This window comes from Halomonas sp. KHS3, from assembly GCF_000830495.1.
Taxonomy (GTDB): domain Bacteria; phylum Pseudomonadota; class Gammaproteobacteria; order Pseudomonadales; family Halomonadaceae; genus Vreelandella; species Vreelandella titanicae.
Map to the genome: position 1 here is coordinate 205,410 of NZ_JWHY01000002.1, position 18,762 is coordinate 224,171.

The 18,762-nt window shown below is 53.0% G+C and carries 18 protein-coding genes; 11 read left to right on the forward strand and 7 right to left on the reverse strand.

Annotated elements, in window-relative coordinates:
- Positions 1 to 134 precede the first annotated feature (134 nt).
- Entirely contained in the window at positions 135 to 713 is a 579-nt protein-coding gene (locus tag RO22_RS03265) for a class I SAM-dependent methyltransferase (protein WP_041157594.1), read from the forward strand.
- A 267-nt stretch (positions 714 to 980) separates the two neighbouring features.
- Here RO22_RS03265 and RO22_RS03270 read toward each other — a convergent pair whose 3' ends face one another.
- The gene (locus RO22_RS03270; RefSeq protein ID WP_041157595.1) at positions 981 to 1,502 is read right to left on the reverse strand and encodes an NADPH-dependent FMN reductase; all 522 of its coding nucleotides are present in this window, start codon (positions 1,500 to 1,502) and stop codon (positions 981 to 983) included.
- A gap of 664 nt (positions 1,503 to 2,166) precedes the next feature.
- On the opposite strand from RO22_RS03270, the gene RO22_RS03275 reads away from it, so the two are divergent.
- Positions 2,167 to 2,820 (forward strand): DsbA family oxidoreductase, encoded by a 654-nt coding sequence (locus RO22_RS03275; protein ID WP_041157596.1) that lies wholly within the window; start codon positions 2,167 to 2,169, stop codon positions 2,818 to 2,820.
- Between the two features lie 99 nt (positions 2,821 to 2,919).
- Here the strand turns inward: RO22_RS03275 and RO22_RS03280 are convergent, their stop codons facing one another.
- The 5 genes from RO22_RS03280 to RO22_RS03300 form a co-directional block, all read right to left on the reverse strand.
- On the reverse strand, positions 2,920 to 4,113 hold the full coding sequence (locus RO22_RS03280) for an E22 family MetX-like putative esterase (RefSeq protein WP_041157597.1): 1,194 nt from the start codon (positions 4,111 to 4,113) through the stop codon (positions 2,920 to 2,922).
- A gap of 91 nt (positions 4,114 to 4,204) precedes the next feature.
- Positions 4,205 to 5,092, reverse strand: coding sequence for a hypothetical protein (locus RO22_RS23775; RefSeq protein WP_052475499.1), 888 nt, complete (start codon positions 5,090 to 5,092; stop codon positions 4,205 to 4,207).
- A complete protein-coding gene (locus RO22_RS03290) occupies positions 5,089 to 6,690 on the reverse strand; it encodes an acyl-CoA synthetase (RefSeq protein WP_009286748.1) in 1,602 nt (533 codons plus the stop codon). Before RO22_RS03290 ends, RO22_RS23775 begins: the two co-directional genes overlap by 4 nt.
- Positions 6,687 to 7,856, reverse strand: coding sequence for an acetyl-CoA acetyltransferase (locus RO22_RS03295; RefSeq protein ID WP_041157598.1), 1,170 nt, complete (start codon positions 7,854 to 7,856; stop codon positions 6,687 to 6,689). The genes RO22_RS03290 and RO22_RS03295 overlap by 4 nt, the downstream gene beginning before the upstream one ends.
- A gap of 13 nt (positions 7,857 to 7,869) precedes the next feature.
- Positions 7,870 to 8,835, reverse strand: a complete 966-nt coding sequence (locus tag RO22_RS03300; protein WP_200890215.1) for an IclR family transcriptional regulator — start codon at positions 8,833 to 8,835, stop codon at positions 7,870 to 7,872.
- Between the two features lie 38 nt (positions 8,836 to 8,873).
- On the opposite strand from RO22_RS03300, the gene RO22_RS03305 reads away from it, so the two are divergent.
- From RO22_RS03305 to RO22_RS03320, 4 genes are all read left to right on the forward strand, one after another.
- Positions 8,874 to 9,881: a DctP family TRAP transporter solute-binding subunit gene (locus RO22_RS03305; protein WP_041157599.1), complete on the forward strand. Its 1,008-nt coding sequence runs from the start codon at positions 8,874 to 8,876 to the stop codon at positions 9,879 to 9,881.
- Between the two features lie 83 nt (positions 9,882 to 9,964).
- Positions 9,965 to 10,456, forward strand: coding sequence for a TRAP transporter small permease (locus tag RO22_RS03310; protein ID WP_039858690.1), 492 nt, complete (start codon positions 9,965 to 9,967; stop codon positions 10,454 to 10,456).
- Positions 10,449 to 11,792, forward strand: a complete 1,344-nt coding sequence (locus tag RO22_RS03315; protein WP_041157600.1) for a TRAP transporter large permease — start codon at positions 10,449 to 10,451, stop codon at positions 11,790 to 11,792. The genes RO22_RS03310 and RO22_RS03315 overlap by 8 nt, the downstream gene beginning before the upstream one ends.
- A gap of 24 nt (positions 11,793 to 11,816) precedes the next feature.
- A complete protein-coding gene (locus RO22_RS03320) occupies positions 11,817 to 12,590 on the forward strand; it encodes an SDR family NAD(P)-dependent oxidoreductase (protein ID WP_039858695.1) in 774 nt (257 codons plus the stop codon).
- Between the two features lie 126 nt (positions 12,591 to 12,716).
- Here the strand turns inward: RO22_RS03320 and RO22_RS03325 are convergent, their stop codons facing one another.
- Positions 12,717 to 13,889, reverse strand: a complete 1,173-nt coding sequence (locus tag RO22_RS03325; RefSeq protein ID WP_041157601.1) for a UbiH/UbiF/VisC/COQ6 family ubiquinone biosynthesis hydroxylase — start codon at positions 13,887 to 13,889, stop codon at positions 12,717 to 12,719.
- Between the two features lie 106 nt (positions 13,890 to 13,995).
- On the opposite strand from RO22_RS03325, the gene RO22_RS03330 reads away from it, so the two are divergent.
- From RO22_RS03330 to RO22_RS03350, 5 genes are all read left to right on the forward strand, one after another.
- Complete coding sequence (locus tag RO22_RS03330; RefSeq protein WP_041157602.1) at positions 13,996 to 14,862, forward strand: NAD-dependent protein deacetylase; 867 nt, start codon at positions 13,996 to 13,998, stop codon at positions 14,860 to 14,862.
- A gap of 47 nt (positions 14,863 to 14,909) precedes the next feature.
- A complete protein-coding gene (locus RO22_RS03335; RefSeq protein WP_200890217.1) occupies positions 14,910 to 16,373 on the forward strand; it encodes a protein adenylyltransferase SelO in 1,464 nt (487 codons plus the stop codon).
- A 44-nt stretch (positions 16,374 to 16,417) separates the two neighbouring features.
- Positions 16,418 to 17,464, forward strand: coding sequence for a DNA polymerase IV (gene dinB / locus RO22_RS03340; RefSeq protein WP_041157604.1), 1,047 nt, complete (start codon positions 16,418 to 16,420; stop codon positions 17,462 to 17,464).
- A gap of 131 nt (positions 17,465 to 17,595) precedes the next feature.
- Positions 17,596 to 18,423 (forward strand): alpha/beta fold hydrolase, encoded by an 828-nt coding sequence (locus RO22_RS03345; RefSeq protein WP_022520022.1) that lies wholly within the window; start codon positions 17,596 to 17,598, stop codon positions 18,421 to 18,423.
- 9 nt (positions 18,424 to 18,432) lie between these two features.
- The gene (locus RO22_RS03350) at positions 18,433 to 18,681 is read left to right on the forward strand and encodes a YkoF family thiamine/hydroxymethylpyrimidine-binding protein (protein ID WP_027957380.1); all 249 of its coding nucleotides are present in this window, start codon (positions 18,433 to 18,435) and stop codon (positions 18,679 to 18,681) included.
- The last annotated feature ends 81 nt before the right edge of the window (positions 18,682 to 18,762 follow it).

An 18,762-nucleotide genomic window follows, 5' to 3' on the forward strand; every position in this document is an offset into this window, starting at 1 on the left:
CTGATTATGAACAGGAGTACGCCCGGTGGTTGCTTCAAACACTGCTGAATTTACTTTTGCGCGTGAGGGAATCAATGGGTAGAGTTAAATTAATTTATGAAATCACTGTTAACTAGATATCTTCAGGATTTCCCATGTATTCAGACACCTGGCTTCAACGCTGGTTACCTCTTATCACTGATCGAGCTGACTGCGGGCCAGTCCTAGAGCTTGGCTGTGGTGCCGGTGAAGATAGCGCAATCCTTGTTGGGGCCGGCGTTGACCTTGTCGCACTCGACTTATCTGAAGAGTCCGTAACAACTGCTAGAGGCCGCGTACCACGCGCGAGATTTTTTGTTCAAGACCTTCGCGATCCTTTCCCGCTTGAGAGTGAAAAAGCCAGCGTGGTCGTTGCAAGCCTATCGTTGCACTATTTCCCTTGGGTTGAGACGCTGCGTCTTGTCACTCGTATACGTGACACTCTGACCGATAGCGGCATTCTCCTTTGTAGGTTGAACTCGACAAACGATTATAACTTTGGCGCCTCGGGACACCCCTTGATCGATAAAAACTACTACTCCGTTCATGGCGAGCCCAAGCGTTTTTTTGATCGAAGCTCCATCGAGCACCTTTTCCAAAGCGGCTGGAATATGCTCAGTTTAGAAGAAATGATCACGCACAAGTACGCAATGCCAAAATCGATATGGGAAGCTATTCTAGTCAAAGACGTCTAACGAGTTAAACGGACTACTGTTTTTGATATCTCGGCAGAGAGCTGGCTGAATCATCAGTTCCAGTATGCGCTTTGGTATGCTGACCCATATTGCGAAGAGCTTAACGTGAAGAAGCTTGTTATGGTCTGAAATAGCACATAACCAGGTCATTATCCAGGTGTCATATCCTTCGAGTCGCAGCGGTTTTGCCACTGGTGATGGCAGGCGCTATAAGTTTCTATAGCGCCTGCGATGGCAGACTGCAGACGATTTCCCAAATAGACAAATTTAAATGTTACTTAATATTCCAAGTAAATCCCGGTTAAACTGCTGGTTGGTGACAACACTCTGCTTTAAGTCAAAATTTTCGAAAAAGCTTGGTAAGGAAAGCGCGCCTATAACGGTTGCTGAAAAATAGGGAGCTGACGCTTGTGCGGAAGCTAAGACACTTTGTGCCCCACCTTGACCAGGTGAGGTAGATAACATAAGAACGGGTTTATTTTGAAATACTTTCATATCTATTCGTGATGTCCAGTCAAATAGATTTTTATAGGCTGACGTATAAGTCCCATTGTGTTCCGCGAATGACATTACGATGACATCTGCTTCACCGATATCGTTGTAAAAAGCATGCGCCAATTCAGGGATGCCAGACTCTTTTTCTCTTTCTTCGCTAAATATTGGCATTTCAAAGTCGTTAAGATCGATTAACGAAATATCTGCATCGCTGACTTGTTGTGCTGCATAAAAAGCCAGCTTTTTGTTAATGGAGCTTTTGCTGTTGCTAGCGCCGAAGGCAAGTACTTTCATTTTAAAATCCTCTGAGTTGATTTTTTCAAGGGTGTTGGTTTGGTTTTAGTTACACGTTTTTAATAAAAATGTTATCTGAAGCGATAAGATTGAGTTGGCTTTGACGTAGGGCTATTCTGAAACCTCAACTAAGGTTGAGGTCAAGAGGGGGCGAAAAATAAACTTATAGGCATTTTATTTGAGCTTGAAGAGCTTCCGAATCATACCCGTGTCACTCTTGTTGATTGGGACAAATTGGGCTCTAGGTGGCGAGGCGAGCTAAACAGGAAGATAACGTAGTTAATTGAACTGAGAGATATGATGACAGACTGCATCGGGTGTGGTTGCCTTTCTCTTGATAAGGTGCAAGCTACATTCTTGAAAGCCATGACTCCTTAATCTTCAAACACAAACCAGGGAAAGTCGTGATCGCCGCGTTTGACAAATCAACAGAGCTGCCCACCTGGTGCTGACGAACTTTAGTCCTCGTTACCAGTTCAACCCCCAGCGTCGGAGCCAGTAAGATGCTAAGCCGTGAGTAAGAGGCTTTTGCTTACCAACGCCGTCAATGGGTTGGAAAAAGTGCACAACCGACTAGGCGGGTTGCGCTTAGGTGTTGCTTGATAAAAGCCAAGGCTTAGCGCAGTTTGTGCGCTGATGACCGAACCCAACGAGGAGATCCATCATGCAGAAGTTGAGAATTGACCTAGTGTCCGATGTAGCCTGCCCATGGTGCGCGATCGGCTATCGGCGCTTGGAACAAGCGCTAGAAACCCTTGATGGTGAGATCGACGTTGAGCTCTTCTGGCAGCCCTTTGAACTCAACCCTGACATGCCGCCTGAGGGCGAGCCGATCCTGGAGCACTTGTGCCGCAAATACGGCAAGGATGCTGCCAGCATGGCGCAGTCCCAGCGTGAGATTATGGCGGTGGCCGAAGAGCTTGGGTTAAATTTTCGTGGTGCCCAGGAGCGTCGAGCGAACAATACGTTCGATGCCCACCGCGTGCTTGCGTGGGCTGCAACGCAGAACCTAGAGACGCCCCTGCAATTGGCACTGTTTGATGCCTACTTTGGTGAGGCGAAAAACCCTTCAGACCCAGAGGTTCTACGCGAGAAGGCCATTGAGGTCGGGCTTGACGGTGACGTTGCTGAGTCCATCGCCCGGTCTGATCAGTACGCAGACGAAGTTCGAGCGGCAGAACAGCGATTCATGGAAGCAGGGGTCACTGCCGTGCCGGGATTCATCCTCGACGGGCGCTACCTGATTTCGGGCGCCCAGCCAGCTGAAGTGTTTGTCGATGCGCTTCGTCAGGTGGCCGAAGAGAACGCCAGCCGCTAATGTTTTAGAGGCTCTGGCCTGAGATGCGGCTGGTAAGGCTGGCTCATATTGCAACTTCTTCAGCGCTGGGTTTAAGACTCAAAGTCAGCGCTCAATCCCTTACTGCAAAAACGCCCGCAATGTATCGCTAGCTTGGTCGATGGAAACAACGCCATCCAAATGGCCTCGATCGCCTTCCAGGGTTTCAAGCGTCACCTCAGTGCCATCTGCCTCAATTAGCTCGGCGGTTCGACGCACACCTTCAGGCGCGAAGACGAGGTCGTTTTCGCTATACAGCATCAGTGTCGGTGCTTCGATGGCGGCAAGTCCTTCCTCTAGCGAGTCGCCGTGGCCTGCCATAAAGGTTTGGTTGGCGCGCACCAGATAGAGCAGATGGTTGGCATCGGAGGTGGCCGCACGGGCGGCGGCGATGTCATCCAGCGTTTTCTCAATCGCGTAGCGGGCGTTGATATCCTGGGCTGGGTCGCGTTCTTCGTCGGCCCAATCGCGGTTAAAGGTTTCGTTAGCCCACTGCCAGTGGTTGGCGTTGAGTGTCACCAGTTTCAGCGCTTCTTTTAGCCCGTCGATAGGCGGTTCGCCGTTGTAGTAGTTACCCTCGTTCCAGTTGGCGTCTAAACGAATCGGCGCGGCCCAGGCGCTTAGGGTTGCCAGCAGCCAAGGGTCGGCAACGCCGCCGCCAATCACTGAGATTAGCCGTTCTACTCGGTCAGGATAGGCGCTGGCCCACTCGAAGGCCTGTAGCGCGCCCATTGAGGCACCCATCACCGCATGCAGTGATTCAATGCCTTGGCCTTCGAGTAGCTCGCGCTGTACCTCGACAAAGTCGCGGATGGTGACGACCGGGAAGTCCATGCCCCAGGGCTCGCCGGTGTCAGGGTTGATGGAGGCGGGCCCGGTGGTGGTGACGTTGGGGTCATTGGCATTCAGGTTAACCAGCGTATCCGAGGAGATGATGTAGTACTCATCGGTATCGAGTGGCTTGCCGGGGCCAATGATGGCATCCCAGTAGCCGGTCGGCTGCCCATCTACCTCATAGCGGCCTGCCGCATGACTGGTGCCAGAGAAGAAGTGGGTGATCAGAATGACGTTATCGCGGGCGTCATTGAGCTCGCCGTAGGCTTCCCAACCCACCGTGACGTTGGGGATCGTCTCGCCGCCATGGGTAGTGAAGCTGTCCATTTCAAAGGTCTGCTTCTCGACGACGCCATCCCAGGCCCACAGGGGAGAAGCCAGAAGGAGGCCAAGGCCGGAACAGAGCGTTGCCGTGAACAGCGCGTATCGTGTAGATGCCATAGGGTTGACTTACCTTAAGAGAGGGATAGTTGTGATTGTTTTAGGCCACGGGCATTGGCTTGCCTTTTTGCATAGTTGGTTTTATTTCAACCTAAAATACAAGCAGTAGCTCGCAAGTGACGCAGATGGCATTTTTCCCTGGGGCCAATTGCCCTTGGTGTTGCTCACCACCAATGCCGATGGAGACTGCTTGGATAGTCGCTTGGTGATCCTTTAATTCCCCATTCAAGATCAATATTTCATTAGCGTGGGTAAGCAGTTGCTTGCCATCGTTAAAGCATGTCTTGATTAAACTACCAATACCCAGTATCTGAGCGGTTTCGACCCGATAATCGTTTGCTATAGAAGCAAGCGCGGTTTGAAGGTCCTGATTTGGTCGCAAGGTCAGTAATAGCGCATTCTTTTTATTGATGTTGCTTAAAGTCGTGCTGGGTGAAAATAGCGGAAACCGAGTTTCTTCATCGTAATGAACATCCAGACATGCGCCCTCTATCGCAATACAGTCGACCTGTATATCCTCGGCTAAGTATGATTCAGGCGCGAGTAAGTGCCCAGCGACCACCTGATCACGTTCCTCTTTGCCTTTATCCTTACCACTTACCCCACTCCAGGTTCCGTGACAGTGCATGAAAGGTTTGCCCTCGCGGCGGCCTACATGAATGCCTGCCGTTAAAATTTGAGCCGGTGCACCTAAGTGAAAAGTATCGCTATACCAGGCCGCGTGCTCACCTTTGGGGTCGTCTCCCGGTATCACGTAGCGCAGGGTATCCATTTGCGCGTTGTTAAGGGTGATATAAGCCGATGTAATATTATGTACGCTTAACTCTTTGATAATAGCATCGTGTAAGCTTTGCCCTCCTTTTAAAAGGAGGGGGATGGGTGTTGTGTGGCAAAGCTGGGCCTGATGCCTCTGAGTTATAGGGTGGCCTGGGTGCTGGATAGCCCCCATCTGTGAATCTTTTAGTTGTGATAAGCTCATGACGACTCCTTTATTTCACCGCGTGCCACTAGAGTCTCTCGAATAAGTTTTTTAGTTATTTTCCCATAGGCTGTTTTAGGCATCTCATCCCAAACGACATAGTTTTTGGGCACTTTATAGCGAGAAATTTTCTCGCTAAGCCATTGATTCAAAGACTCTGTATCAAGCTGTTTCCCAGGATAAGGTACACAAACAGCCATACCGACTTCACCCCAAGTGGGGTCAGGTACTCCTAATACGGCCGCTTCTGAAACGAGGGGGTGAGTGAGTAGTTTCTCTTCGATTTCTCTTGGATAGATGTTAGAGCCACCGGATATGTACATATCAGAAACACGCCCGGTTAAATAAACAAATCCCTCTTCGTCCATATGCCCTAAATCGCCCGTTAAGAACCAGCCGTTGCGAAAGCTTTTCCGGTTGGCTTCCGGGTTGTCGAAGTAGCCGGCAAAAACGGCAGGGCCTATCACGGCGATTTCCCCGGTTTCATTGGCAGGAACTTCACGGCCTTCACTGTTTTGGATCTGAACCTGCATGCCTGTGCGCGTGAAGCCACAGCTGCCTGTTTTCATGTGCTGATCCTCAACATGGTGAAAAGTAGGTGGTAGCACAGTAATGTTGCCTGTCACCTCACCAAGCCCGAAATATTGCACTAACACAGGCCCGAGTTTTTCCAGTGCTTTCACTTGGTCGGCCCGATACATGGGTGCACCGGCATAGACCACATAACGCAGTGATGCATGGTTATATTGATCGACACTAGGGTGTTCGATCAGCATTTTGACAATAGTGGGAACCGTAAACAGGTTGGTGACATTCCATTTCTCCACCAATGCCCATATGGATTCGGGATTGAATTTATCCTCCGCTGGGAGAATCGTTTTCACTCCGCTTGCAACTTGTGCAAGTTGATGAACACCAGCGCCATGCGAGAGCGGTGCTACCACAATCGAGGCGTCATCAGCGTTTGTTCCTGGCATCAGGTCGCATAAATGGTTAGTCACCACAAAGGCCATTTGCCCGTGGGTCAAAATAGCGGCCTTGGGTTTTCCGGTCGTCCCAGAGGTGAAAAATAACCAGGCGGGGTCATCTCGGTTGACCTCGCAGGTTGCAATCTCTTCACCTATGAAGCGCTCAACAAGAGTGTCGTAATCATCAGCAAAGTTGCTTTGTCCAATGGAGACAGTAAAGTCGACGACTGGGGCGCAGGCGGTTGCATGGTCAGAAAATTGGGCGCCGCAGAGCAACCCTTTTGCCCCTGATGACTCCGCTAACCAAGCGATTTCTTCCGGTGACTGGCGATAATTGGCGGGCACCCAAATGGCGCCAATTCTCCAGCAGGCGAACATCGCTTCAAACATTTGGTGACAGTTGGAGGATTGAACAAGTAACCGATCGCCTTTGCGTAGTCCCATCTGTTTGTCGAGTGCGTAGGCAAACGCCATGGAGCGCGCTTCCATTTCCTGCCAGCGCCAGGTGCGCGTTCCCCATACAAAGCCGATCTCATTGGCTAGGCGGCGTGCGCTATTGGTCAGGAAATGAGACAGATTCATGACTTTTGTTGAGACCGGTGTCACGCCGTGCTCTAGTGATTGGCTCATTTCATACGCTCCAAAATAGAGACATAATTGGTCACCGCAGCCCCACCCATGTTGAAGACACCTGCTATGTGGGCATTGGGTATTTGCATGTCGCCTGCCTCTTCCATTAGTTGCATGGCAGCCATGACATGCATGGAAACGCCGGTGGCGCCGATGGGGTGGCCTTTGGATTTGAGGCCTCCCGAAGGGTTGACGGGTAAGGCGCCATCTTTATGGGTAATACCTTCCCTAATGACACGATAGCCTTCGCCGGGGGCGGCTAGTCCCATAGCCTCATACTCCAGTAGCTCGGCGATGGTGAAGCAGTCGTGGGTTTCTACGAGAGATAGGTCTGAAAGGCTGAGGCCCGAGGCTTCTAACGCTTGTTTCCAGGCGATAGAGGCGCCTCGGAAAGCCAGAACGTCTCGTCGGGAAAGTGCCATGAGATCATTCGCTTGTGTGCGCGCTCGAAAAGCAATAGCACGCTCTAACTGAGCGGCGGTTTCAGCATCCGCAATAACCAGGGCTGCGGCGCCGTCTGATATGAGAGAGCAGTCGGTACGCCGTAAAGGGCCAGCTACCGTAGGGTTGCGCTCTGAAATGGTGGCGCAGAAGTCGGTGCCGATATCCTTGCGCATTTGCGCCCAGGGATTAGCAACACCATTGGCATGATTTTTGGCGGCAATCATGGCGAGTTCGTATGAGCGGTCACCATACTTCTGAAAGTAGCTTGTGGCTATTTCGCCGAACACGCCCGCAAAGCCTCCTGCGATGTGAGCTTCTTCCTGATGGTAGCTGGCACTCAACAGAATATTGCCCACGTCGGCGGTGGGAGTCGCCGTCATTTTTTCGGCGCCAACGACTAATGCAATACGCCCGCGTCCTGATTCAATAAAATCGAGTGCGCCATGCAGCGCTGCGCTTCCCGTTGCGCAGGCATTTTCGTAACGCGTTGCAGGGGTGTGCGCAAAGCGTTCATCGCCCATGGCCACAAGAGCTGCCTGGAAGTCCTGGGCAGAAAAGCCATTGTTGTAGACTCCGACGAAAATGCCATCAATGGCTTCGTGGGCAACTCCAGCGTGAAGCAGAGCCTCCTGAATTACGCCCTGCATAAGGGTTTCGGTGTTGGGTTCGGGCAGTTTTCCGAAAGGGGAATGGCCCCAGCCGACGATATGCGCTTTTGTCATTATGTGCTCCTAGCTAAGGGGTTGCGGGTGTTTGATATCTTAAAAATTCAGCGGCTAACAGATCTTCAATCGCGAGAGCTTCTTCTTGTAATCGCGGCACAAGGTTTTGCGATCTTCTCGGTTCCTGCATGCGGCTCTGTATCGCGGCCAGAGAGAGTGAGCCCGCCAGTACGCCATCGGGCCAGCGTAAGGCAATGCCAATGCCCCAGGAGTCAGGAAATACCAAACCAGGGTTAATTGCGTAACCCTGGGACCGGGTTTCGTCAACCAGGCTTAACATACGGCTCGGGATTAGCCGAGGGTATTGCTGTTCGAGGAGGGGGCGTTGCGCGTCTAAAATTTGGGTGATTTCACGGTCAGGAAGAGCCGCCAGCATGGCAAGTGAGCCTGCCCCGACCCCTAAAGGATGGTACGCACCTTGTGTCAGGGCATGGGTGCGAATGGGGTAAGCACCATCCTCACGGTATAAGCACAGCGAATGGTGGCCTCTGCGAATGGAAAGGCAAGCGGCATCTTCGGTTGATAGCGCCAAGCGCGCGACATTGCGAGTAGCGAGGCGCGTCAAGTTATGTAGCTCTGAGGCTCTTTGTCCCAGTAAGTAAGCCTCCGGGCCTAAGTGGTAATGCTGATTGGCGGGCGACTGCTCAACCATCCCTGCATTGATCAACGCAAGCAGTAAGCGCCTCACCGTGGGCTTATTCAAGCCACAGGACTTGGTTAAATCAGTAAGCGAGCTACCCTTATCTGCTTGTCGAGCAATTAGGCTTAATAAACTGAGCGCACGATCAACACTTTGCGCACCAGCCGTCGTGCTTCCATTTGATAAAGCTTTTAGTTCCATATTATGAACCATCTTTTGTTTTCTGTTTCGCCTGTAAAGCTTATTTTGCAGATAATTTGACTTTTTGAAATGCCTTTGGCAAATTTTTATTGTCGTTAATACAAAATGCGTTCCATATTGTGGATCAATAATAATCAAGTGCGACAGCACAAGCACGTCAGAAGGAATACAACACAATGAAATACTTTAGTTTTCGTAAGCTTGTATGGGCTGCTTCCGCTGCTGGACTGGTGCTCGCCAGTACTGCATCTGCTGAGACATTGCGGCTTTCTCATAACACGGGAGATGCCACTTCGTGGCACTTGGGGGCAGAGCGGTTTGCTCAGTTATTAGACGAAGCTTCCGAAGGTGAGCTAAATGTGCGGGTTTTCCCCAATGCACAGCTTTCGGGCGGTGATCAAATGCGCCAAGCTGAGATGGTGGGCCGTGGTGCGCTTGATCTGCTCATCACGTCTGCTATCAATGTCACTCCTCTCGTGCCGGAAATGGCGGTTTTCTCGCTACCGTATCTCTATGCAAATTACGACCAGGTTGATGCCACAACCCAGGGTGAACCTGTTGAGTTGCTTGAAGCCATAATGGAAGAGAAGGGAATTGTGGTGCTGGCTTGGGGGGAGAATGGTTTTAGGGAGTTAACCAATAGTGTACGACCTATTCGTACCCCAGAGGATATCCGTGGGCTCAATATACGTGTTGCAGGCCCCATGTATGTCGATGTCTTGAATGAACTTGGGGCTAATCCCCAACAAATGCAGTGGACGGAAACGATGACCGCCTTGCAGCAAGGCGTGGTGGATGCACAAGAGAACCCCATTGGGGCTGTTATTATCCCTCAGCAAATTTATGAAGTGCAGGATTATTTGACTACTTGGCACTACTCTTATGATCCCCTGTTTTTGGGCATATCTAAGCAACGTTGGGAAGGATTCGACGAAAAGACTCAAGAGATAATCCAGCTTGCTGCAGAGCAGGCAATGGCCTACCAGATAGAGGTAACTCGAGAAAGTACCGCTGATGGTTTGGAGTTTCTGAGCGAACAAGGCATGCAAATTACTGAGCTGTCAGAGGATGAAATTGCGGCGTTTCGTGCTGAAACGGTACCGGCTTTTGACCTGTGGGCTGAGAAAATAGGCCCTGAGATTGTGTCGGCCTTTGTTAATGCGGTGGAAGAGAACGGTAACTGATCCCAGCTGTTTCATGCTTGGTCTGGATAACGCTCCAAGTAATTTATTGGAGCTTTATCCGCAATTGATAGAGGTGCCGTAACATGAAATTTATGCTGCGAGAGGCAGAAAAAATATTCTGTGCAGTGCTTTTTATGGGCATGACCCTGTTGGGGTTTGCCAATGTCGTTGTTCGCTATGGGACTAACTATTCTCTGGCTGCTACAGAAGAGCTACTGACAAATGGTTTTTTGATTCTGACTATTTTTGGTGCGGCTATCGCGGCGCGAAGGGGAGAACACTTAGCCGTTTCGCTTTTCTACGATTTATTACCGGCCAGCCTACGTAAAATCGTTTTTCTGCTGTCTGGTCTTTTTTCAGTCGCATTGTTGGCACTATCTGCTTACTTTTCATGGGAAGTGCTGATGAATCAGCTAAGTTCAGGCATGCGTTCTTACGGGTTGGGGTTGCCTGCTTGGTATTATCATGTGGCTATTCCTTTCGGTTTTGCACTGATCATAGTTCGCTATCTGCAGCGGCTATGGGATGAGCAGCGAAATCGTGATAGTGAGTGCGTGGGAGGTGCGAATGTTTGAGGTATTCGCCACACTCTCTTCAGGTTCTCAGATGATTCTGGTGTTTTTTCTACTCTTACTATTGCGTGTGCCGGTGGCTTTCTCGCTGGGTCTCTCTGCTATTTATGCTATGTGGCATATGGGTTTTGGGCTAGATATGGTAGGTGACCTGATTGCTACCGGGATAACCAAGTTCTCTCTACTTGCAATCCCATTTTTCATCCTGGCCGGTACCTTGATGGGAGTGCTGGGAATTGCCGAACGCATGGTGCTTTTTTTTAGAGTTCTCGTTGGCGGTTTGCCTGGCGGAATGGGGGTCGTGGGAACAGTGGTTTGTCTTTTCTGGGGTGCCGTCAGTGGTTCGGGGCCTGCATCTGTGGCTGCAATTGGCCCCATGATTATTAAAGGGATGGAAGAAGATGGCTATCGTAAGGCTTATGCTGCAGGTTTAGTGTGCACGGGAGCGGCTCTCTCGATAGTGATTCCACCCTCAATAGGACTGGTCATTTATGGAGTGATTGCAGAGACCTCCATTTCCAAGCTTTTTCTTGCGGCCATTATTCCTGGCCTATTGATGGGGGGCATCATGATATTAACCCTGCCGCTAGGACGTGATAAAGGCGCTAAGACTGGCAAGGTTGATGAGCTGTGCCTGGCAACCATGGGTGACCTTGTTGATACGAACCTCTCTTATAAAAAAAGACTTTGGAGCACATTTCGTGACTCTTTTTGGGGGCTACTAACGCCTGTCGTTATTTTGGGCGGAATATACTCTGGGGCCTTTACACCAACAGAAGCAGCGCTGGTGGCTACCGTCTATGCGTTGTTTGTGGGTGGACTTGCTTACCGCACATTAACCTTAAAAAAGTTATATGAGGCGCTAAGCGATGCAGCTGCATCATCATCTGTTGTTATGTTGGTAGTTGCGTATGCCAGTTTGTTCGGTTGGGTGGTGACCGTTGATGACCTTGTCGGAACCTACTCTGGACTGCTACTTGGTCTTAGCAGTAACGAGTGGGTCATTCTACTAGTAATAATGTTGATCTTGCTTATTGTGGGGATGTTCATGGATGCGGTCACCGTCATGTTCATTTCTTTGCCAATTTTTATGCCGGTTGTCCATGAAATGGGGTGGGATCCTATATGGTTTGGCGTGCTGTTAATGATCAACCTTTCGATAGGCCTGATTACACCGCCGGTAGGAATTAATCTTTATGTGGCTGCCAATGTGACCAAATTATCAATTGAGAGCGTAGCAAAAGGAGCACTACCTTTTGTATTTACCTGCTTGCTAGGGCTCGTAATCGTTGCCGCTTTCCCAACCCTTTCTTTAATGCTCATAGAAATATTTCGTTAACTAACTTTTACTAAGGCTATAGTGATGATAACAACAAAGCGTATTGCAGTAGTAACAGGTGCTGCACGTGGTATTGGACTGGCAACGACTCAGCTCTTTTTGGAACAGGGTTATGAAGTGCTTATGGTTGACCGTGATGCACCAGAACTTGAGAAGGTTGCCGCTAAGCTGGAAAACGCCTATGCGTGGGTATATGACATATCGGAGCCAGATGATATCGCTCATTTAGCGCAAGAGGTGGAGAATCAATACGGACGAGTTGATGCATTGGTCAATAATGCCGGTGTTGCCGATTTTCGCCCGTTAGAAGAAACCACTTACGAAATATGGCGACGGGTTATGGCGACTAATCTGGATGGTATTTTTCTTACTACGCAGTCACTATTACCTCTGCTCAAGGCGGCCAAAGGTGCGATTGTTAATATTGCCTCTATCTCGGGTCTAAGGGCCAGTACATTGCGTGTGGCTTATGGTACTTCCAAAGCGGCCGTCATTCATTTGACTCAACAACAGGCAGCCGAGCTAGGCGAACATGGCATCAGGGCTAATTGTGTGGCGCCAGGTCCAGTAGATACCAAGCTTGCGCTGGCTGTCCACACTCCTGAAATTCGCGCTGCTTATCATGACGCTATTCCCTTAAATCGCTACGGCAGTGAGCGAGAAATTGCTGAGATGATTGTATTTCTTTGCTCTGAGAAAAGTGGTTATGTTACCGGGCAAGTCATTGCCGTGGATGGTGGGTTTCAGTCAACTGGGGTTGGTTTGCCAGCCCTCCGAAACCTCTCAGTAAAAGCCTGAAGTTCCATTAGGTCGTAGATTTTTTTACGATAAAAGTACCTGCTACTTGCTCTTCATGAAAATAGTGCTGGCTCTTTGAAAGAAGCCAGCCTCTCATCATTGTGAGTGTTTCCACCACCGCTGGTGTTACCACATCTTAAACGGATTCAGCCCATTAGCTTGCTGCATCATCATGCGTTTGGCGAACGGGAAGCGCTCGGCTATTTGCAGGCTTAGATCGCCTAGTTGGCGCAGCGGCTTGGCGCCGGTAAACAGGTGGTGAAAGCTGTCGGTGGCGGCGATCATCGCTTGGTTGGCCGCGCGGCGCTGGCACTCAAAGCGGAGTAGGTTGACATAGTCGCCGGGGTCGCGGCCCTGGATAATGATCTCGGCAAGGGTGTCGGCGTCGTGCAGGCCGATATTTAACCCCTGGCCTGCCAGCGGGTGCACCACATGGGCCGCGTCGCCAATGAGTGCCAGGCGCTTTCCGATATAGCGGTGGGCATGTTGGCGCTTGATGGGGAAGCTGGCCCGGGCGACGATGCGGATGAGGTTGCCCAGGCGTTTAGGGAAGGCCATTTCGATGGCTGCTTTAAGTGCCTCATCGTCCAGCTGTTCGCGGGCTTGGGTGGTGTTATCTGTGTCGTACCACACCAAGGAAGCGCGATGGCCGGGCAATGGCAGCATGGCGATGGGGCCCGTGGGGGTGAAAACCTGCCAACTGACATCCTGCTGGGGCAGCTCGGTTTCCACGTTAATGATCATCGCCCGCTGATGGTAGTCGTGGCTACTAACGTTGATCCCCGCTAGCTCACGTAGGGTCGATTGCGCGCCGTCGGCGCCGACGATCAAACGGGCGCTTAGAGTTTTGCCATTATCCAGCTCCAGCAGACGGCCAGTGCTTGAGGTGATCGTGCTTAACGGCGCGCTTTGGGTGTAGCAGGTGACGCTGGGCAGTTGTTCTAGCCGTTGCCATAGCGCGTACTGCAACGTGCGGTTTTCGATAAAGATGCCGAAGTCATCCATGCCACTATCCTGAGCGGAAAACAGCGAATGGCCGGTGCCGTCCTGGTTGGAGACATCGATATGCCGAAAAGGGCAGCAACGCTCCTCAGGTAACGTCGTGCCGCTGGCCTTAACGAACGCTAACGAGCGCGCATTCAGCGAGGAAATACGCAGGTCATAGTCACCGCTAGGGGGAGTAGGGGAATCGCCGTGCTCCACCAGCCCTACGGAGAAGCCCGCATGACCCACGCGGGCCGCCAGGGCGGCGCCCACCATGCCGCCACCGACAATAATAATGTCATGATCGTGCTGCATAAGAGTATCTCCTGGGTGCACAATAACCGTTAAAGGGCGCGTTGCATGGCCCGCTGTTGCTATACAGTATCGTTGAGTTTGAGCCACATTGCCTAGAGGTGAACGATTGACGCAGGCCGTGGAAATTGCAGAAAGCGTTGCCCAGGCGGGCGAGGAACTGGCTGATTTTATTCAGCGGCACCCCAAACTGTGGGTGATTACCGGTGCCGGTGTGAGTACCGACAGTGGCATTCCGGACTATCGTGACGCGGATGGCCAGTGGAAGCGGCCACCCCCAGTGCAGCATGGCGATTTTATGAGTTCTCATCACGTTCGCCAGCGCTACTGGGCCCGCGCGCTGATCGGTTTTAGCGCCATGCGCGAAGCCCAAGCCAGCGGCGCACACCGTGCGTTGGCCGCGCTGGAGTCACAGGGTTATATCCAGCAGTTGGTGACTCAAAACGTTGACCGCTTACATCAGCGCGCCGGTTCCCGCCGGGTGATCGACCTCCATGGCCGGGCGGACATGGTGAAGTGCATGGTGTGCGACTACCAAATGATGCGCCACGCCATGCATGCCGAAATGGCGCGCATGAATCCGAGCTTTACTGGTTTGCAGGCGGGGCACGCTCCGGATGGCGATGCCGACCTGGAAACCGACTTCAGCACCTTTCGCATTTTCGACTGCCCACGCTGCAGCGGCATCCTGAAGCCCGATGTGGTGTTCTACGGCGATGTGGTGCCCGCCGAACGGCGGCTGGCAGCGCAGGTGGCGCTGGCCGAGTCGAATGCGGTGCTGGCAGTGGGCACCTCATTGATGGTGTTTTCCGGCTACCGTTTCTGCCGCGCCGCCCATGAGCGGGGCATGCCGCTAGCATCGCTATCGCTCGGCGTGACCCGTGCGGATGCGCTGTTAACCTACCAGTGGCGGGCGCCGTTGACGCCGGTGCTCGAGCAGGCTGTGAGCTGTTTGCAGCGGCGTTTACTTGACTAAAGTGCTAGGGTATTAGGTAGATATCGCCATCAATAGCGGAGCCTATCGTGCTGCCATTCGAACATCTCTATTCCACCTTGCCTGAACCCCTCTGGGTCGCCACCCAAGCAACGCCTGTGGCCAGCCCGGAGCTGATTGCGTTCAATGCGCCGCTTGCCCATGAACTGGGGGCCAAAGAGATACCTGACTCAACAACGCTTGCCGATTGGTTTAGCGGCAACCAGCCCATGCCGGATGCCAAGCCGGGCGCCTTAGGTTACGCCGGGCATCAGTTCGGCAACTTTGTGCCGCAACTGGGCGATGGCCGTGCGCTGTTGCTGGGCGAAGTGATCGATCAGAATGGCGTTCGCCGCGATGTGCAGCTAAAAGGCAGCGGCCGCACACCGTTTTCCCGTGGTGGCGATGGTCGTTCGCCGTTAGGGCCGGTGCTGCGTGAGTACCTGGTCAGCGAGTTCATGGCCGCCATGGGGATTCCCACCACCCGTGCCCTTGCGGCCGTGGCGAGCGGCGAGCGAGTGGTCCGGCAAATGGCTGAGCCTGGCGCCGTCTTTACCCGCGTGGCGAGTAGCCATATTCGCGTGGGCACCTTTCAGTTTGCCGCTGCACAGCGGGATGAAGCATTGCTCAAAGCCCTGGCGGATCATGTGATTGCGCGCCACTACCCGGATGCCGCCAACGCAGAAGATCCCTATATGGCGCTGCTGGAAGCGGTGGTCGCTCGTCAGGCGGTGCTGATTGCCCGCTGGATCAGCGTCGGCTTTATTCACGGCGTGATGAATACCGATAACTGCAGCATCGCCGGCGAAACCATCGATTACGGCCCCTGCGCCTTTATGGAGCAGTTCGATCCGCAGAAGGTGTACAGTTCCATCGATCAAGGCCGACGCTACGCCTTTGCCAACCAGCCAGCGATTGCTCAGTGGAATCTGGCCCGCTTTGCCGAAACGCTGCTGCCGTTGATGCGGGAAGAGGGCGACGCGGTCGTGGAGCAGGCCACTGACGCCATCCGGCGCTTTGAATCACTGTTCAGCGCCGAGCAAGTCCGCCTGCATGCCGATAAGCTCGGTTTAGCGGCGGAAAGCCCCCAAGCCGAAGCGCTAATGGAAGGCCTCGAAAGCCAGATGCACCAGGGGCGGATGGACATGACCGCCACCTTTGACGCGCTCACGCAATACACTGCCTCGCCGAGTGATGAGAGCCGTGAGGCACTGCTGGCGCTGACGACTCAGCCTGGCGAGTTGACCGCGTGGCTGGATACCTGGCAGCAAGCGCAGATAGCCAGCCAAGATAGTGAGCGTTTTGCGGCCATGCGAAGCGCCAACCCGGTCATTATTCCCCGTAACCACCGGGTTCAAGAGGTCATTGATGCCGCTTACGACGGTGATTTTGCGCCTTTCCACACCTTATTGGCAGTGGTGACTAAGCCGTTCGATGAATCTGTTGAAGCGCGCCGTTTAGCGGCGCCCGCCACGGAAAATGAGCAGGTGCTAAGAACCTTCTGTGGCACATAACGCCTATGCTAGACTGTGTTTTTTTACAGTTGGAAGGCTAGCCGGTGCGCAAAATCATTCACTGCGACTGTGACTGCTTTTATGCAGCAGTGGAAATGCGCGATAATCCCGCGCTGCGGGATATACCGATTGCGATTGGCGGCAGCGTCGAGCAGCGCGGGGTGGTCGCCACCTGCAACTATCCCGCCCGCGAATTTGGCATTCACTCGGCCATGCCGATGGCTCAGGCACTCAAGCGCTGCCCGCATCTCACCGTGATCCGCGGTGAGATGGCCAAATACAAAGAAGTTGCCCGCCAGGTCTTCGCCATTTATCGCGATGTGACTGAACTGATCGAACCGCTCTCCCTGGATGAGGCCTTTCTGGATGTCTCGGAGGTCACCCAGCATCACGGCAGCGCGACGCTAATGGCTGAAGCGATCCGTGAACGGGTCAGCCGCGAAGTGGGGATCACCGTTTCGGCGGGCGTAGCGCCCAACAAGTTTCTGGCCAAAATTGCCAGCGACTGGAACAAACCCGACGGCCTGTGCGTGATTACGCCGGATAAGGTCGATAGCTTCGTACAACAGTTGCCGGTCAAGAAAATCCACGGGGTAGGACCGCGCACGGCCGAGAAACTGGCGGGGCTGGATATTCACACCTGCGCTGACCTGCGTACCCGCACGCTAACCGACCTGGTCGAGCACTTTGGCCGTTTTGGACGGCGGCTGCATGAGCTAAGCTGGGGGCGGGACGAGCGCCCAGTGAAAACCCACCGGGAGCGCAAATCGATTAGTACCGAGCAGACCTACTCTCAGGATTTACCCTCTCTTAATGCCTGCCGCCAAGAGCTCCCCGCGCTGATCGAAGATTTAGAGCGCCGCTATGCACGGCTTGACCCGCCACTGGCGGTGCGCGGGCTAATCGTAAAAGTGAAGTTCAACGACTTTACTCAAACCACCGTCGAACACGCCGACCCCGCGCCTAACCTTGAACAGTTTGAAAGCCTGCTTAACGTTGGCTGGGCACGCGGCGAGCGCCCCGTGCGTCTGCTTGGCGTGGGGTATCGGCTGGCGGACAACAGCCAGGAGCATCAGCTGTCGTTGTTTTAATTAGCCTGTTAATCCTTTTGTCGATTGACGCTCATGCAGTAGCGCGTTAAAACAGATGTATGATAGGCGGCATAAATAACCATGTTTCACATTAGCCGTCTTCCTGCCTTTTTTAACGCGCGAGCCTTGCCATGTCTGCTAATGCTGCCCAACGTCCCCGTTTAGTGTTTGCCCATGCCAATGGTTTTCCGGGCTTAAGCTATCGCAGCCTGCTGAACCCACTGGCAGAGACCTTTGATCTGCACCCTCTGGATCGCCTGGGTCACCACCCTGACTACCCCGTTAATCATAACTGGGGCAACTTGGTGGATGAGCTGCTGAGCTATCTACCCGAGACGGATACGCCGCTTCTGGGCGTGGGGCACTCTTTGGGTGGCACGCTAATGGCCATGGCCGCGGATAAGCAGCCCGAGCGCTTCTGCGGGGTGATTATGCTTGATCCCCCTTTGATGCTGGGGAAGGACGCCTGGGCAATGAAAGCCGCCAAGCGGTTTGGCTTTGTGGATCGGGTTACTCCTGCTGGAAAAACCTTGGGGCGGCGCACCGTGTGGCCGAGTCGCGAAGCGATGGCAAGCTCGCTGGGTCGCCGGGGGCTGTTTCGTCGCTTTACCCCGGAGGCGCTCAACGACTACATTGAAGCAGGGACGCGTTTGCTAAACGATGGCAGTGCAGAACTGACCTTTGATCCTGGTATTGAGGTGGAAATTTTCCGCCACCTGCCGGATCACCTCTCGCGCCTGCCGCAGCGTTTGGGCGTGCCGTTAGAACTGGTGGCGGGCAAAGAGTCCCACCTATTGACCGCTTCACGTATAAAACGCTTGAAGCGTAGAGGGCTATCGGTGAGTGAAGTCCCCGGTACGCATATGTTCCCGATGGAGCATCCGGACGAGACCCGTGCCGCTATTTTGGCTGCCTGGCAGCGTTTATCCAGCGTCCGTCAGCCCCAAAACACAGCGTAAGGAGGCGTTATGTATCTTTCCGTACAGCTTAGCTATTACCCGTTGGCCGATGACTTCAAGCCGGTGGTCAAAGAGGTGGTGAAACGCCTTGAGGCGACAGGGTTGGAAGTACACCCGAATCGCATGAGCACCCAGGTATTTGGCGAGTTCGATGCGGTCATGGCGGGACTGAGCGAGGTGATGAAGTGGTCGTTCGAAACCCACGGCAAAGCGGTCTTCACGGCTAACTTCCTCGAAGGCGATCGTCGGCCACGCTAATCACGCAGCATAGGCAACGCCGCCCACTGGTCGGCGTGTCGTTGTCTGGTCCGTTCGCGTCGCTATGGGACATAAATGGTT